At 46.3% G+C, this 15,617-nt stretch carries 14 protein-coding genes; 9 read left to right on the forward strand and 5 right to left on the reverse strand.

Features of this window, described 5'->3' with window-relative positions:
- Together NA59_RS14815 and NA59_RS09510 are read right to left on the reverse strand one after the other, a co-directional pair.
- A partial coding sequence (locus NA59_RS14815) for a PD-(D/E)XK nuclease family transposase (RefSeq protein ID WP_198401088.1) occupies nucleotides 1-122 on the reverse strand: 122 nt, incomplete at its 3' end.
- A gap of 207 nt (nucleotides 123-329) precedes the next feature.
- The gene (locus NA59_RS09510; protein ID WP_052501585.1) at nucleotides 330-2,426 is read right to left on the reverse strand and encodes a TonB-dependent receptor; all 2,097 of its coding nucleotides are present in this window, start codon (nucleotides 2,424-2,426) and stop codon (nucleotides 330-332) included.
- A gap of 223 nt (nucleotides 2,427-2,649) precedes the next feature.
- Here NA59_RS09510 and NA59_RS09515 point away from each other — a divergent pair, with 223 nt between their 5' ends.
- The 9 genes from NA59_RS09515 to NA59_RS09555 all read left to right on the forward strand — a co-directional run bounded on the left by NA59_RS09515 (nucleotide 2,650) and on the right by NA59_RS09555 (nucleotide 10,987).
- Nucleotides 2,650-3,546, forward strand: a complete 897-nt coding sequence (locus NA59_RS09515; protein WP_044411560.1) for a metal ABC transporter solute-binding protein, Zn/Mn family — start codon at nucleotides 2,650-2,652, stop codon at nucleotides 3,544-3,546.
- Nucleotides 3,543-4,283 (forward strand): metal ABC transporter ATP-binding protein, encoded by a 741-nt coding sequence (locus NA59_RS09520; protein WP_044411562.1) that lies wholly within the window; start codon nucleotides 3,543-3,545, stop codon nucleotides 4,281-4,283. Before NA59_RS09515 ends, NA59_RS09520 begins: the two co-directional genes overlap by 4 nt.
- Nucleotides 4,280-5,167 carry a metal ABC transporter permease gene (locus tag NA59_RS09525; RefSeq protein ID WP_044411564.1) on the forward strand — a complete coding sequence of 296 codons (888 nt, stop codon included), beginning with the start codon at nucleotides 4,280-4,282 and terminating at the stop codon, nucleotides 5,165-5,167. The genes NA59_RS09520 and NA59_RS09525 overlap by 4 nt, the downstream gene beginning before the upstream one ends.
- Complete coding sequence (locus NA59_RS09530; RefSeq protein WP_044411566.1) at nucleotides 5,160-6,002, forward strand: metal ABC transporter permease; 843 nt, start codon at nucleotides 5,160-5,162, stop codon at nucleotides 6,000-6,002. The genes NA59_RS09525 and NA59_RS09530 overlap by 8 nt, the downstream gene beginning before the upstream one ends.
- An 86-nt stretch (nucleotides 6,003-6,088) precedes the next feature.
- Nucleotides 6,089-8,014 carry a diguanylate cyclase gene (locus NA59_RS09535; RefSeq protein ID WP_052501586.1) on the forward strand — a complete coding sequence of 642 codons (1,926 nt, stop codon included), beginning with the start codon at nucleotides 6,089-6,091 and terminating at the stop codon, nucleotides 8,012-8,014.
- Entirely contained in the window at nucleotides 7,971-8,864 is an 894-nt protein-coding gene (locus tag NA59_RS09540; RefSeq protein ID WP_232504071.1) for an SDR family NAD(P)-dependent oxidoreductase, read from the forward strand. The genes NA59_RS09535 and NA59_RS09540 overlap by 44 nt, the downstream gene beginning before the upstream one ends.
- 41 nt (nucleotides 8,865-8,905) lie before the next feature.
- A complete protein-coding gene (locus NA59_RS09545) occupies nucleotides 8,906-9,784 on the forward strand; it encodes a polyprenyl synthetase family protein (RefSeq protein ID WP_044411569.1) in 879 nt (292 codons plus the stop codon).
- A gap of 52 nt (nucleotides 9,785-9,836) precedes the next feature.
- Nucleotides 9,837-10,214 (forward strand): 6-carboxytetrahydropterin synthase QueD, encoded by a 378-nt coding sequence (queD, locus tag NA59_RS09550; RefSeq protein ID WP_044411571.1) that lies wholly within the window; start codon nucleotides 9,837-9,839, stop codon nucleotides 10,212-10,214.
- A 17-nt stretch (nucleotides 10,215-10,231) separates the two neighbouring features.
- Nucleotides 10,232-10,987, forward strand: coding sequence for a prepilin peptidase (locus NA59_RS09555; RefSeq protein WP_044411574.1), 756 nt, complete (start codon nucleotides 10,232-10,234; stop codon nucleotides 10,985-10,987).
- Between the two features lie 137 nt (nucleotides 10,988-11,124).
- Here NA59_RS09555 and NA59_RS14390 read toward each other — a convergent pair whose 3' ends face one another.
- The 3 genes from NA59_RS14390 to NA59_RS09570 are packed head-to-tail and all read right to left on the reverse strand — an operon-like array spanning nucleotide 11,125 to nucleotide 15,582.
- Nucleotides 11,125-11,526 carry a hypothetical protein gene (locus tag NA59_RS14390; protein ID WP_052501587.1) on the reverse strand — a complete coding sequence of 134 codons (402 nt, stop codon included), beginning with the start codon at nucleotides 11,524-11,526 and terminating at the stop codon, nucleotides 11,125-11,127.
- 11 nt (nucleotides 11,527-11,537) lie between these two features.
- On the reverse strand, nucleotides 11,538-12,701 hold the full coding sequence (locus tag NA59_RS09565; protein ID WP_044411577.1) for a hypothetical protein: 1,164 nt from the start codon (nucleotides 12,699-12,701) through the stop codon (nucleotides 11,538-11,540).
- A gap of 52 nt (nucleotides 12,702-12,753) precedes the next feature.
- A complete protein-coding gene (locus NA59_RS09570) occupies nucleotides 12,754-15,582 on the reverse strand; it encodes a methyl-accepting chemotaxis protein (RefSeq protein ID WP_044411581.1) in 2,829 nt (942 codons plus the stop codon).
- Nucleotides 15,583-15,617: the final 35 nt, after the last annotated feature.

Raw genomic sequence — 15,617 nt, forward strand, 5'->3', positions numbered from 1 at the left:
ATTTGATGTTTTTGCGGTAACAGGGTATTGAGGAACGCAATTAGGTTGTCCTTGGAGTCTTCTTCGCCAAATAGGCGTTTGAAGCCATAATCGGTAAATAGGTTGAGGTATTTTTCTTTCATGCGCTTGCCCTGCTGAGTGTTTTAACAGGATGCTAGTATAGCAGAATGGATAGGTTTAATGGTATTGCGAAAACCCCCGTCATTGCGAAGCGAAGCAATCTTTGGAACTAGCGCACGCCCTCAAGAGATTGCCGCGTCGCTTTGCTCCTCGCAATGACAGAATTGATCTCGCTCCCACGTTGAACGTGGAACGAGTTTAACGCATTGCTAAAACTGGTAGCGTACACCGGCAGTGAAGTTGCGACCTGTAATGGGGGCTTCGTTTTTAAAGAAGCTTTGGTGTAAACGCCCGTCTGAGTGGGTCAGGTTGCGTCCTTGTAAAAAGACGCGCAGGTCTTTTAGGTTTGAAGGCGTATAGGCCAAATCAAAACCCAGCGTGGCAAAGGCATCCGTGGCTTCTTCCGCTTCGGCTGTTCTGGTTTGTTTTAGGGTGTAGCGATAATCCACACTTAATTTAACATCACGCCACTGGGTATCCGCACCCAAGCCAACCCGCGGCGGGGTCATGCGAGGCAGATTGCCGCCATCACGCAATTCCCCGCGAAGGTAGTCGCCACTGGCGCGCAAAGTCAGCGGTAAGCGAGTGTCGAGATCCATCGCACCATTGAGCTCTAAGCCATAGAGGATGGCATCGGCTTGCTCGTTATAGACCAGTAGTTCGCCATCTGGATCGGTGAGTCCATCACTATCCACGCGCCGATTACTTTCATCATTACGATAGTAGATAAAATTATCTACTAGGTTGGCAAAGGCCGTGGCTTCATAGCGCAGGCTTCCGTGTTGGCGCATTAAACTTAGTTCAGTATTGAGGTAGGTTTCTTTTTTAAGATCCGGATTACCAATTTCAAAGGTGCCAGCGGCACCATGACGGCCAAAGGCATACAGCTGTTCCGGGCCAGGAGCGGCTTCAGAACGACTGATGCCTAGACGTAATTTATGCGCGCTGTCCAAATCAAATAATGCACCGAGCGCAATCCCGGTGGTGAGGTAACTTTGACTACCTGGGTCTGTATCAAAATTAAGGGTTTCACCGCGGTACTGAACGCTAGTTACTTTATTGTTATTGACTGTTTCAGGATTAAACTGGTCATAACCTAGACGTAATCCCACTTCGAATTGCCCCCAGGACATAGGGCGTTCTTGTACGCTAAATACGCCAACCGCATTACGTTCGCTTGGACGAATAAAAAAGGCTTCGCCATCGTCTTCAGCTTCAAATTTAACATTGTTATAGTTAAGGCCAACGACACCTGTCCAATCCCCAATCGGGTCATGGGTCAGTTCCAAGCGTAGATCCAATTCTTTTTGTTTAAAGGTCGCTTCCAGGTCATCTTTTTTGCCGTCTTCATATTCCCATTCTTCCTGATAGAAGTCGGTATAGGCTAAATTAAATCGTGCGGTATTGAAGCCAGGTAGCGGATCATAAAGTTCAGCCCGCAAATCAAAGCGCTTTGAATCGGCTTCGATGCGATCATACTCATCAGGATAATCTGGCTCTGGAATACCATAATCGGCAACCCATTGGCTAAAGCCTATGCCCAAAAAGCCACGCTCGCCAGCATAGACCCCGGTAATCGCTAGGTTTTGGTTTTTGCCATCACTATTGAGCAGTTCCCCTTTTTTGCCCTCGCCATCAAGGGTTTGATACCCCTTAATCGAGGCATTGCCCGTTTGTCGGGCATCCATATCGACACGCACCGCCATTTGTTTATTAAAGGGTACTTCAAGCGCAACGCCAGCGCGACGGTCATGGTTATTGGTGCCGTAAGAGGCTTGCGCCGTGCCATTAACTCGGTCACCAATCATCGGGCTAAATCGGCCAGATACCACATTCACCACCCCACCGGATGCGCCTGAACCATAAAGCAAGGTCGCCGGGCCACGAATCACTTCCACCGAATCGGCGCGCAAGGTCGAGCTGGCCACCGCATGGTCTGCGCCTTCACCCGACACGTCACTGACACGAGAACCGTCTTCAAGCACCGCGACACGTGAACCCTGCAACCCACGAATCACCGGACGACCAACACCTGGACCAAAATCCGCATTGCTAATCCCTGGCAAACCATCCAGTGCTTCACCAATCGTGCCGGCGCGGCGTTTTTCCATTTCTTCGCCTTCAATCACCGCAATCGGGCGCACCACTTCGCTTTCGGTTTGGCTCATGATAGATCCGGTTTGTACCACTGAAATACGCTCTAAGGTTGAAACCGCGTCGGCTTGCGCATAACCCGACACAATGAATAATGAGGTTGGCGCGGCTAATGACAGTGCCGCCGCTATTTTTTTAAGTTTAAATGACATATCAAACGCTCCAGTCTGTTTGGATAAAAATAAGAATCTCCATCATTATAGATATTTTTTACTTACTCGCAATAAATATTTAGCCTAAGCTAATATTTTAATTTCAATCTTCACAATTATTATTTTTTTTGATAAAAATAGATTTATCACTCTGTATTCACTAGAGAGAGTTAAATTTTTAGGTTAAACTAAGTTTTTAAATTAAACAGAGCGCATTAGATTCATGCCTAGCATTTGGCGAATATCCCTGTTGATTGGTTTGCTGGCTTTTTCAGGACTAATCAAAGCACAATCACAACCCTTGGTGATTAGCACCACCAATATCGTCCACGACCTAGTCAAAGAGATTGGCGGTGACAAAATTCAAGCTGAGTCGTTAATGGGACCTAACATCGACCCACACTATTACCGTGCCAGCTTTGGCGATATGCGTAAATTATCGCGTGCCGATATGGTGTTTTATAACGGATTAGGACTTGAAGGTCGGATGCAAGAGGTGATGGAAAACCTAAGTGCTTTTAAACCGACTTATGCATTGAGTGATTTTGTGGATGCCGAAGTATTGATTTATGAGCAAAACATCGCTGACCCCCACTTTTGGATGGATGCCCGCTTATGGCAGCAGGCGGCTACCGGAGTAGCCCAAACCCTAATCCAACATCTCCCCGAACACCGAGACTACTTCAACCAGCGCCTCGCGCAATATCTGATTGAGCTGGACGAACTACACCACTGGATTTCACAACAGATCAAAACACTCCCTGAAGCGCAACGACTCCTCATTACCGCACACGATGCATTCGGCTATTATGGCGCCGCCTATGGTATAGAAGTGATGGGACTACAAGGCATCAACACCACCGCTGAAGTCGGCTTAAAAGACTTGCGTCTAATGAAGGACATTATTCAACAACGCCAAGTTAAAGCGGTATTTATCGAGGCCAGTGTACCGGACCGCACGATTAAATCACTGATTGCAGGCATTAAAGCCGAAGGCGGTGATTTAAAACTCGGCGGCAAATTGCTATCAGATGCTCTCGATGCATCGAATACCCCCACAGGCAGTTACATCGGCATGATGCGCCACAATACCCAAACACTAGTAAAGGCTTTAGAGTGAACGCCATTGAAACCCAACGCTTATCTTTAGGCTATAACCAATTTATTTTAAAAAATATCTCTATTCAATTACCCGCTGCGCAACGCATTGCCATTATCGGGCCAAACGGCGCAGGCAAGTCCACCTTTTTAAAAGGTCTGATTAACCTATTACCTTTAAGGCAAGGTCAGGTACGTTTTTTAGACGGTGCAAACCCCGCCCCCGCACTGGCTTATGTCCCCCAGCGTGAAGAGGTGGATTGGGACTTTCCAATTAATGTGTTTGATGTCGTGATGATGGGGCGGCATGGTCAGCTTAAATTTTGGCAACGACCCAACAAACAAGATCACGACCTTGTGCGCGAAAGCCTTGAAAAGGTGGGCATGCTCGATTTCGCATCGCGTCAAATCAGCCAACTTTCCGGTGGTCAACAACAGCGAGTTTTTATTGCCCGCGCCCTGGCTCAACAAGCACCGATCACCCTGATGGACGAGCCGTTTGCGGGTGTGGATATGACGACGGAAAATGCGCTAGTGGCCTTGTTCGCCGAACTTAAAGCGCAAAACCAAACACTGGTGTGTGTGCATCACGACCTTAACACCCTTGCGCGCTATTTTGATTGGGTGGTGATGATTAATGGCGGTCTAATCGCGAGTGGGCCCATCCACCAAGCCCTCACCCTAGACAATCTACAAAAGACCTTTGAGGGTCGCTTGCCGCTGCTTGAAAACCTCCAACTGACCGAGCCTAGCCTATGAGTTTGTGGCAGGATGCGAATTTTATTTGGGTGCTGACAGGCACCCTCCTGCTTGGGGTGAGTGCCGCGACTATAGGTGGCATGGCGGTATTACGCCAACGCGCACTTATTGGCGATGTATTAGCCCATGCCGCCCTGCCTGGCATTATGATGGCGTTTATTTTATTTGAATCCACCCAACCAGGCCTGGTTGTGTTTTCTGCGTTACTCAGCAGCTTACTCGGTTATTATGCGATTCAGTTTTTAACCCAGCAGACTAAAATAAAAACCGATACCGCGATGGCGGTGGTGTTATCGCTGTTTTTTGCGGTTGGCTTAATGTTATTGTCGTTTATCCAAAACTCAACGATGGAAAATAAATCAGGCCTAGATAAACTGCTCTTCGGTCAAGCGGCCGCGATGAACGCGAACGATGTCAATTGGCTAATTGTCATCACCCTGCTCGCGCTGAGTTATCTGGTGATTGTTTTTCACAAGCTCCGATTGATTAGTTTTGACCCCACTTACGCGCAAAGCTTAGGGCTAAAAGTGAAGCGCTATGAATTGAGTTTTGCCTTGGTGCTGGTATTCACCATTGTGATTGGTTTACAAATTGTCGGGGTAATTTTGATGGCCGCCGCCTTACTGATCCCGATTAGTATTGCGCGTTTTTGGTCGCAATCTCTGCCAGTTTTGCTTTGGCTTGCGGCGCTGTTTGCGATGATCAGCGCCCTAATAAGCACCCAGCTTTCAATGCAAATCGCCAATATGCCGACAGGGCCCTGGATGGTGGTGATTCTGGGTGTGTTGTTTGCTTTGTCATGGGCTTTGAGATGGGCTTTGTCACGAGGATGGGTTTCAACCAAGAAACACGCCCAAACCGCAGGGAACCAAGCAGATGTATGAATTCTGGATTTTGATCACCGCCAGCCTAGTTGCTACCTCTTGCGCCTTAGTGGGTAGCTTGCTGATTCTTCGTCGAATGGCGTTATTGGGCGACGCGATTAGCCACTCAGTATTACTCGGCATTGTATTGGTGTATCTTATTTTTCAACAAGCGTCTATCGCATGGATGCTCAGCGGTGCAGTCTTGGTCGGGTTGCTCACCGCTTGGCTATCGCAATTTATTCATCAAAAAGCGCCCCTAGCCAAGGATGCCAGCTTAGGTCTGGTGTTCACTTGGTTTTTTGCGTTAGCGATTGTGTTAATTGCCCTCTATGCCGACCATGTTCACTTGGATCACGAACATGTTTTGTTTGGTGAAATGGCCTTTATTCCGTTTAACCCGCTCATTATCGACGGTCAAAATTTTGGCCCACACGCTTTTTGGTTAGCAGGCCTGGTGTTATTGATAAACCTAATTGTGCTCGGCATCGGCTATCAACGTTTTAAACTAACCAGCTTCCACCCCGCCTTAGCCACCAGCCTAGGCATTCAAACCGCCGTTTGGCATTACTTGTTGATGACGCTGGTCTCCGTTACCGCTGTCGCCTCGTTTGATGTCGTGGGGTCAATTCTAGTGGTCGCCTTAATGGTCATTCCCGCCGCAACCGCTTATCTTCTCGCTAAATCGCTTAAGCAGATAATGCTAATCTCAGTGCTTTATGCGCAAGCGGCGGTATTGATCGGCTTTGGTTTGGCGTGGTGGCTTGATAGTGCGCTGTCTGCTTCAATGGCCGTGGCCGCTGGACTCTTACTCTTAATTACCTTAGTGGTGAAAACCATAACCAAAAAAAATTAAAACACGCCCTGATATTCTAAAAATCGTGACCTCTAGGTACATCTTGTTCTATACTAAATAAAATTATCCATTGAGACTCGCATCACATGCCGATATTAACTCGCCTAAATTATTTTGCACTTTTAAGTTTTTTTGCCTTGTCGGCGAATGCAGATAGTAAAACTCTACTTAACTTTGGCGTCTTTAGTTATCTCGGCGAAAGTCAAACCTACGCTAAGTTTTCACCGATTATTGACTATCTCAACACACAACTGGTAAACGAAGAAATTAAGCTTCATGTTTTGCCGCATGATGTTTTGTTTGAACAAATTAAACAAGGCCATATTGATATTGTCGCCACCAATCCCACTCATTTTTTAATGGCACGTCATTATTTTGAACTGTCGGGCGTTATCGCCACCCTCGTCGAATCACATCAAGGCCAACCCTCTTACCTGCTTGGAGGGGCGATTATTGCGCGCCATGATCGTCATGACATCCAACAACTTAGCGATTTAAAACATACCCGCATTGGCATTCCCTCCATCTTTAATATGGGCGGTTATCGCACCCAGGCTTATGAGCTTCATCGTGCCGGTCTGAACTTAAAGCGCGATGTCGAGTTTATCGAGCTAGGCACCCATGAAGCGGTGATTAACGCCGTGGTAAACAAGCAAGTGGATGCAGGCTTTGTGCGTGATGGCATTTTAGAAAGACTTGAAGCCCAACAACGTCTTCAAACTGGACTGCTCAAAGTAGTTCAACCCAAAATACACGATGGATTTACAAACCAAGTCTCGACACGCCTCTATCCAGAGTGGCCCGTATTTGCTTTAAAACATGTGGATGAACAGAGCGTACGGCGCATTGCCTCTGCCCTATTCTCGCTTGAACCTGACCATCCCGCTGCCATGGCGGCGGGCATTCACGGCTTTACTATTCCAGCCGATTATTTTAGCGTCGAAGAACTGGCCCGCCACTTACGCCTACCCCCTTTCGAACAGGCACCTGATTTTACCTTTGCAGATACTTGGCAGCGTTGGAGTGCATTTTACTGGCTGTTCATCGGCGGCGCAATCGCGACGCTTTTTCTGACCTTCTGGATTTTGGCTTTACTGAAACGAGAAAAAGCGGAACATCAACGCTTTGAATTATTGCTTTCCACCGTCGGCGAAGGCGTATACGGGACAGACCGAATCGGCAACTGTACCTTTATTAATCCGGCTGCGTTAACAATGCTGGGACTAGAAGACGACAAACAGGTCATCGGTTACAATCAACACGACCTCTTTCACCATCACTATCCAAATGGCTACCCTTACCCACAATGTGAGTGCCCGATTCACAAAACCACACAAGACGGCCAAACTAGACGCACTGAAGAATGGTTTATACGAGCTACTGGTGAAGGCTTTCCAGTGAACCTCGTCGTCACGCCACTCTATCAGGAGGATAGATTGATCGGTTCGGTGGTGGTTTTTCAAGACATTACTGAACTTAAAAAACTTCAACAAAAATTAGTGGCGCAATCACACGTTGACGCATTAACTGGCTTGGCTAATCGCCGCTATTTGCTCCAACTCATGCACCAAGAGTTTGAGCGCATTAAACGTAACCAGCATAGCGCGGTACTGATTATGGCGGACTTAGATCACTTTAAACGCGTCAACGACACTTATGGGCATGCCGCTGGGGATGATGTACTCAAAGCCTTTGCCCAGCTGATGCGCGACACGCTTCGCAAGACTGATATTATCGGACGCTTAGGCGGCGAAGAATTTGTGATTTTGCTGCCTGAAACAGCGCTTGATCAGGCCCTTGAAATGGCAGAAAGGTTAAAACACAATGCGCAGATGTTTAGTTTAAATATCGATCAACAGATTATTCAATTTACCGTGAGCCTTGGCATGGTTGAAATTCACCCTGATCACAAGGACATTGAAACTTCGCTGGCAAAAGCCGATAATGCGCTCTATCAAGCAAAAAGCAATGGACGCAACCGTATTGAAGTTTACCATGACCCAAGCCACTAAAATCCTTCCCCCGCAAACCATTTTCATCACCGGTTGTTCAACCGGCATTGGCTACCATGCCGCGCATGCGCTAAAAAACCTAGGTTATCATGTGATAGCTAGCTGTCGCAAACCAGAGGATGTCACACGATTACAACAAGAAGGACTGGTGTGTATTGCGTGTGATTTAGCTGATGCCGAGTCAATTAACCAGGCCTGGTTGAGCGTAATGGAACTATCTCAGGGAAAAATAGCGGCCCTATTCAATAACGCCGCCTTTGGTTTACCCGGCGCGGTAGAAGATTTAACCCGCCAAGCCCTCGAGCATCAGTTTGCCACCAATGTATTTGGCACCCAACAATTAACAAATTTGGCCATCAAACAAATGCGCCAACAAGGACATGGCCGCATTATTTACAACAGCTCGGTACTTGGGTTTGCGGCAATGGCCTATCGAGGCGCCTATAACGCCAGCAAGTTTGCGATAGAAGGTCTGGCCGATACACTCCGCATTGAGCTAGCCCATGACCCGATCAATATTAGCCTGATCGAACCCGGACCGATTCTGTCAAAATTTCGTGAAAACGCACACCGTGAATATCTACAATGGGTAAAGACTGACCAATCTGCCCACCTCGCCAATTATCAGGCAATGGAAGCGCGACTAGCGAAAAAAGGCGCATCAGCCCCCTTTACACTTGGTCCAGAAGCCGTGACCAAGGCGCTGATACATGCATTGCAATCCAACAGGCCGAAAGCTCGTTACCGTGTCACCACCCCCACAAAGCTATTTGCATTTTTAAAACGTCTACTACCCAGCAAAGCACTCGACTGGGTATTGCTTAAAGCCGGCGGCGATGGACGTCGCTAATTTTTTACTCTATTAAAGCCAATACTATTAAAGCCAACACCATGAAATCAACCTTAACGTCATATCAACAACGCGTTGAACAGACCATTCAACAGCAACTTAAGCTTCATGCACATACCGTGCCTGAGCGTCTGCAACAGGCACTCAACTACGCCAGCCTCAGCCCCGGCAAACGCCTGCGCCCCGCTTTGGTGTATGCCGTGGCGCAAAGCCTAGGCTTGCCGCTCGAACAACTGGATGCCAGCGCCTGCGCGATTGAGCTGATTCATAGTTATTCGCTGGTGCATGATGATTTACCTGCGATGGATGATGACGATTTACGCCGTGGACAACCGACCTGCCATAAACAATTTGACGAAGCCACCGCTATCTTGACGGGGGATGGACAGCTCACACTCGCCTTTGAAATCTTAGCCAAAGCGCCCCTATTAAGCGCACAACAAAAAATCGACTCCATTCAACTGCTCGCCAACGCCGCAGGCGCACAAGGTATGATTGCCGGTCAAGCGCTCGACATCGCCGCCGAAAACCAAACCCTGACATTAGAAGCACTGATTCAGGTTCACCAACTCAAAACCGGTGCACTGATTAAGACCGCGTTATTACTGGGTGCCGTGCCGCATAATGACTATGCGAACAACCAGGCCTGGTTGTCAAAACTGGGTGAAGCCCTAGGTTTAGCGTTTCAAATTCATGATGATATCTTAGATATAGAAAGCGACACCGCCACACTCGGCAAAACCCAAGGACGCGACCAAGCACTCAATAAATCCACCTTTCCAAGACTGCTAGGACTTGATGCCTCGAAACAGCTACGCGATGACTACATACAACAAGCCCATCAAGCGCATCACGAACTGGGTTTTAATAGTGAATTTTTAACAGATTTGATCAACTTTATCGCCCAACGTAAACACTAGGCTTTACAGTCAGTTATAATATTCATAATAAATTTATTACTAGGAACAGATCATGGCACAACAATTCATTCTCAAAACCCTGCTCGATTTTGCCTCAGCCCACAGCTTGCGCGGCTATCCTGGCGACTGTGCCAAATTACATGGCCATAACTGGAAAGTTGAAGTCGAAGTCATTGGCAACAAGCTTAATGACATTGGCATGGTGATTGATTTTAAAGAGATAAAACGCCATGCTAAACAAGCCGTAGCCGAACTGGATCACAGTTTTTTAAACGACCATCCGCACTTTCAACGCGTCAACCCAACGGCTGAAAATATCGCACAGTATTTATTCAATGAAATCGCCAAACGCATCGAAACAGACCTGGTGAAAATGCACCGCATCACCATTTGGGAAAATGACCGCAACTGCGTCATCTACAGCGAATAATTGAGTGTGAATAACCTGTGTTCATAATCGCCCTCACCCTTTTTGGCCTGCTGCTAGGCAGCTTTATTTCGATGCTCAGTTGGCGCTTACCGCGCATTATGGAGCTAGATGGGCGTGAGCAACTCAAAGCGATTAGCCTAGGCGGTTCAAAATGCCCCCAATGCCAAACCAACATTCCTTGGACGCGGTTGATTCCACTTTTTAGCTGGTTAGCGTCCAAAGGCCAATGTCACGCCTGCCACACGCCAATTTCTGTTCGCTACCCCTTGATTGAATTCACCAGCGCACTGCTGGTTTTTATCAGCTTTTATCTACTCGGCAATACACTCGAAGCTTGGCTCACCGCCCTATTCGCCCTCTGGTTGCTAACGATCAGTATTATTGATTTTGAACACAAACTCATTTTAGACAATCTCAGCCTTCCCTTATTGTGGATAGGCTTACTAATCAATAGTTTTGGGGTATTCGCCAGTCCGCAGGATGCAATTTTAGGTGCCGCTGTGGGCTATTTGAGCTTGTGGACAATCTACCAGATTCATCATCTGCTAACAGGACGTCATGGCATGGGATTTGGCGACTTCAAACTCACCGCCGCATTAGGAGCCTGGCTTGGCATCATGGCACTCCCCCAGGTGATTATCATTGCCGCTGTGAGTAGCTTATTGATAGCGCTATTGCTGATACTATTCAAAAAGCAAGCCTGGCAACAAGAGATGGCCTTTGGTCCGTTCCTAGCCCTCGGCGGACTGGCAAGCCTTGTATTATCGCAATAACCGTAAAGCTTAGCCGTCATAATGAAGCGTAAAAGGAGGACGTCGCCTCTTAATTTGAAACTTGTCCCCCCTCTGCGCCATGTATGCACACCAGCAACAGCGTTTCGACCGGCTTAGTCCGATAGGCACCTAGCGTCTTAGTTGAGTATGTTTACACTGCCACTAATCGACGAACGGTATACAAAACCAATCGTATTGCTACCGGCTTGCACTCGCTCAATCACTTGGGCATCGGTTGCTAATTCGGTTGGTGCTTGCATACGTCCAGCAAATACCAGCTTTTGAACATTACGCTCAACTTGCGCTCTAGGGCGCTGTAGAACCGTGTTGGCAAAGTCATCAAAGCTTTGTGCGCTGTTGACCAGGGCAAAATTTCCACGACCAGACCAAGCTCGCGCCGCCTCTTCCGCGCTCGTTGACACATCCCCACTGGCAATAATCACCACTTCACCACTGGCCAACGCCTTAGTTAATGAACCCGCTAGGGCGACACCGGCTAAACCCGCCAAGGTTTTTTTGAATAATTCACGTCTTTGCATGCAAAACTCTCCTAAAATACGGTGGATACAGCGAACGAAATGCGCGTTACATTCTTTTCAAAATCGCCAGGTGTGCTAGCTTGAGGATCTGGCATTTTGTCAAAGTTCATATTGTGGCCCATGCCGGGATGCTTATAAGTAAACTGATCCGCTTGCAGCTTTAGTGCAACATTATTCATGTTATAACGCACACCAACTCCCAGTGCATCAAAGTCATGATTCACACCGATGGCGGTGTTTTTGTCAGCCGTTCGCAAGCTTTGCACGCTAACATAAGGTGTCATCGAACCAAAATGATAACCCGCAAGCAAATAGCCACCCGTCATATCGGCAAACATAAGTGCGTTTTCCACTTTACGATTAGCATATTCAGCCTGAATAACCAAATCCGTTTCATAGCTAAATCCTAGCGTCGTAAACGTACCGTTATCTTTATTGAATGTCACTTGGCTTGGATCTACTCCATACATACCCGCAACCATATCAATTTGCTGCGAAGTCATAGACTTATCTGTCATATTTCCCAATACATGCGCAGCACGTAATGACCAATCAAACGTACTGTACTTAAATGAAACACCAACCATATAGTTAAGATCAGCATCGCCCAGATTCATGCCATTATCCACCTCAACCGTGGTTTGACCGACGAAAGGCTGGATTTCAAGTGTATTCATTCCAATATCAAACATAAATACCGCATCTAAACCGGTGTAATTATTGAATGGCGCTTGATCGTAGACCGACTCGGGTTTCACGACACCCAATTGGGTATTGCCGACATTAATAAACTCAGAATTCAAATAAAACGGTGCGCGCAATTGTCCCGCACGCAAACGCATATTATCCGTCGCCTGCAAGCTTAAAAACGCCATTTCAACCGTTGGCTTAAGCTCATTAGGGCGCACAGGGTCATCTGACACCATAAGCTGAACCGTCGCGCCTAGGTTTTGAGTAAAGCGTCCGTCAAACTGCACACCTACCAGCGTTCCCTTATCCCAGTTACCTGATTTATCAACACTGCCAATGGGTTTTGCGGTATCGGTTTCACTGTATGCAACCGTACCAAAACCAGACACATTAATTTGATCAGTAAATGCTTGGGCTGCACCGATGCTACCCAGTGTTAAAAGACCTGCACCGGTAAGTGCAGCCGTCATTTTTTTAAGCTTCATTATCGTTTCTCCCTTAAATGATAAAGCTGAATCATAAACCAGTATCAATGAGCTACCTTCTTTTTAGCAGCCCAGTTTGTTTTATTTTGAATTTAGAAACCTTGGATAAAAGCGCGGTCACCTTCTCCCTCACGCTGATCACAGCCTGATTGGTTTGTTCAACCACGTGTGAATTTTGTTGTGTTATTTTGTCGATATTGTTAATCGCATTATTAACCTCTCGCACACCCTGTGACTGTTGCTCTGAAGACAAGTTTATTGTCTCAACCACAGAGGACACGCTTTGGATTTCTTGGGTAATTTTTTCGATATAGCTGTTTACCGTTTCAACCTTTGTCACCCCGGCATCAACACGTTGAACAGAGTCATTAATTAGATTTCCAATTTGTTTGGCGGCGTCTGCTGATTTACCCGCTAAGGAACGTACCTCTCCCGCGACCACAGCAAAACCACGTCCATGATCACCGGCACGCGCCGCCTCTACCGCGGCATTTAACGCAAGCAAATTGGTTTGGAACGCGATACTGTCGATAATCGCTACAATTTCCTGAATTTTAGCCGAAGCCGTCTTGATACCTGTCATCGCCGACTGCGTTTCACCCATGGCGGCATTAGCACCTTTTAATACATCAACGCTTGATTTTGTAATAACCAGAGCTTCCCGTGTCGACTGCAGATTGGCTTGTACTTGTGATGATGTTTGCTCCATCGCCGCCGATGTTTCCTCAATCGAGGCCGCTTGTTGTTGTGTACGGGTACTGAGCGCATCCGCTTCGGTTGAAACCGTTTGAATGTTTTGTTCGATATCATTCGCTTCATTAATGATTTCAGTCATTACCGCACTTAGATCACTAAAGGATTGATTTAAAGCGGCCTTGGCCTCATCAATTTTATACTCATATGGTTTGGTAATGTTGTATGCAAAATCGCCTCCAGCTAATGCTTGTGCGGCTTGGACAATATCATCAAAACCCGACTCTAAATTAGATAACGCGGCGTTAATGGTTTGAACTAACTTGTCCACATCATTTTGCGCACCTGATAATTGCATACGCTCGTCAAACTTGCCCCGCTGCGCAAAATAAAGCACACGAGTAACCTCAGCAAATACAGACGAGAGTGTATGCATTGAAGATTTGCAGTCCTCGACGACCTTAAAATAGGCGCCGTTTAACGTATTGGAATGTTCAGCATCAAAACGCCCCATTTTTAAATCTGTCATGACCTCTTCAATCTTGCAAAAAGTAGTAGATAGCCCCGTTGCCGTATTATTAAGTTTCTGCTTGAGGTCAGCAAAATCTGACTTGAATGGATAAGATATTTCGTGCGAAAGGTCGCCATTTACGATTTTATCGAGTGCGGTTGATGTCTCACTAATAGCAAACTGGGTGAGCGATGCTTGTTGGTTATAGGCTTTAGCCATATTTGACAGCTCATCACGCCCTGATTGATCAACGCGCAAGGACAAGTCAGATGTCTCTACTGAATGCTCAATTTGCTGTCTTAACCGATTTATGCGCGATAAAATCGCGAGCCAGATAAATAACAACACAGATAACATGGTAAGTGCAAGCACAGTTACTGTTGTATAAAAGGTGGTATCAATAGCGTCAAGCTGTTCCGCTATTTTTTGATTAAAACTGTCTAGCCCCTCGGACACTATGACATAACCAATAATATCCTTCGCCTCATTATGCATAGGTAAAACGGTATGAATATAGCCATTTTCCACGAGTGTACTGCGCTGTAGGATAGAAAGAACGTCTCTATCTTTTAAGCGACTGATTATAGCTTGATTGGGTGTAAACCCCGGCCATTGCGCCAGCACGAGCTTTTTTTGTGCATCAAATCTTGGCTCAGCTAGCAATTCACTTGTAAAACCACCTAACTTTTTCAAGTAATCCTCATGATATAGCTCAATATAACTCAGCCCATCATTTTTAAATGATTCCGCAATGGTACTGGTGGGCTGAAACAACTCAATTGAACCAATGTACTGCCCCGCAGGCGTTATAATCGGTAGCAGCGTCCTTATTGCGGCACCTTGACGCCCGATATCCAATACTGTTTTTACTTTTGGACTTCTTATTTGCGAGGAAATGTAAGCAATTCCAGAACGGTCTAAATCACTTTGATTTTCTAACCACGAACTATAAAATGAAATGCCTTTCTCGTCAGTTATATCAACACGCAGTTGTTTAAAGTCGGTGGTTTTTGCAAAGTGCTCACGAATGTCGCCAAAATAAATATCCAGCGTATCGACATCTCTTTCGAAAATAGCCAGTGGGACACCTAGATCCTTAGAAATACCTGTTAGAACGGTTGAACCAACCATATGACGTGCTTGAATTGTGGCGTTAAATTGCCTTTTGGCTTGCTGAGCGTAATCCGCCGTGGCGCCTTTTATGACGGTTTGCTGTGACATTTCCTTTTGAAGATACAGAGAAAATGTCACGACAATTAAAAAAACCACTGAATAAGCCACAACTTGCTGTTTTATTGACAAGTGATTTTTACCGGTCAAACTAAGAAGCAAATCTTTTGCTTTATGAACAATCTTTCCTTCGCGGCAACGATAATAACCTGAATTAAGTTTTTGATAATTGGCTTGGATTGTTTCTATTCTCGAGGTTTCAGTTATCGACTTAAAACTGGCCTTGATTATATTGGTTTCAGTGGGGACAAGATTGACACTCACAAACTGACCATTAAGCTGGAGGTCGATAAAGGCAGGCTGTTTATTTTGAGTTAGTTGTTTTTTTAATGACTCAAACTGGATGCGGTGAAGGTAGTCAAAAAGCAAAGGCTCGAAAGCATCACCTTCTTTTGCCGAAAAACCCGTTGATGTTAACACCAACTCTAAACTTTTATTTTGACTCATTGATATTTTTCCAGACACTGAGGGTGAATCTAAAA

Origin of the sequence: Thiomicrospira microaerophila, assembly GCF_000934765.1 — a bacterium.
In the GTDB taxonomy this organism is placed as follows: domain Bacteria; phylum Pseudomonadota; class Gammaproteobacteria; order Thiomicrospirales; family Thiomicrospiraceae; genus Thiomicrospira; species Thiomicrospira microaerophila.

Excerpts from the sequence above, each read along its gene's own strand:
- NA59_RS09510 (WP_052501585.1), bottom strand. The coding sequence starts at position 2,426 with ATGTCATTTAAACTTAAAAAAATAGCGGCGGCACTGTCATTAGCCGCG.
- NA59_RS09515 (WP_044411560.1), top strand. The coding sequence starts at position 2,650 with ATGCCTAGCATTTGGCGAATATCCCTGTTGATTGGTTTGCTGGCTTTT.
- NA59_RS09525 (WP_044411564.1), top strand. The coding sequence starts at position 4,280 with ATGAGTTTGTGGCAGGATGCGAATTTTATTTGGGTGCTGACAGGCACC.
- NA59_RS09530 (WP_044411566.1), top strand. The coding sequence starts at position 5,160 with ATGTATGAATTCTGGATTTTGATCACCGCCAGCCTAGTTGCTACCTCT.
- NA59_RS09535 (WP_052501586.1), top strand. The coding sequence starts at position 6,089 with ATGCCGATATTAACTCGCCTAAATTATTTTGCACTTTTAAGTTTTTTT.
- NA59_RS09540 (WP_232504071.1), top strand. The coding sequence starts at position 7,971 with ATGGACGCAACCGTATTGAAGTTTACCATGACCCAAGCCACTAAAATC.
- NA59_RS09545 (WP_044411569.1), top strand. The coding sequence starts at position 8,906 with ATGAAATCAACCTTAACGTCATATCAACAACGCGTTGAACAGACCATT.
- queD (WP_044411571.1), top strand. The coding sequence starts at position 9,837 with ATGGCACAACAATTCATTCTCAAAACCCTGCTCGATTTTGCCTCAGCC.
- NA59_RS14390 (WP_052501587.1), bottom strand. The coding sequence starts at position 11,526 with ATGCAAAGACGTGAATTATTCAAAAAAACCTTGGCGGGTTTAGCCGGT.
- NA59_RS09565 (WP_044411577.1), bottom strand. The coding sequence starts at position 12,701 with ATGAAGCTTAAAAAAATGACGGCTGCACTTACCGGTGCAGGTCTTTTA.
- NA59_RS09570 (WP_044411581.1), bottom strand. The coding sequence starts at position 15,582 with ATGAGTCAAAATAAAAGTTTAGAGTTGGTGTTAACATCAACGGGTTTT.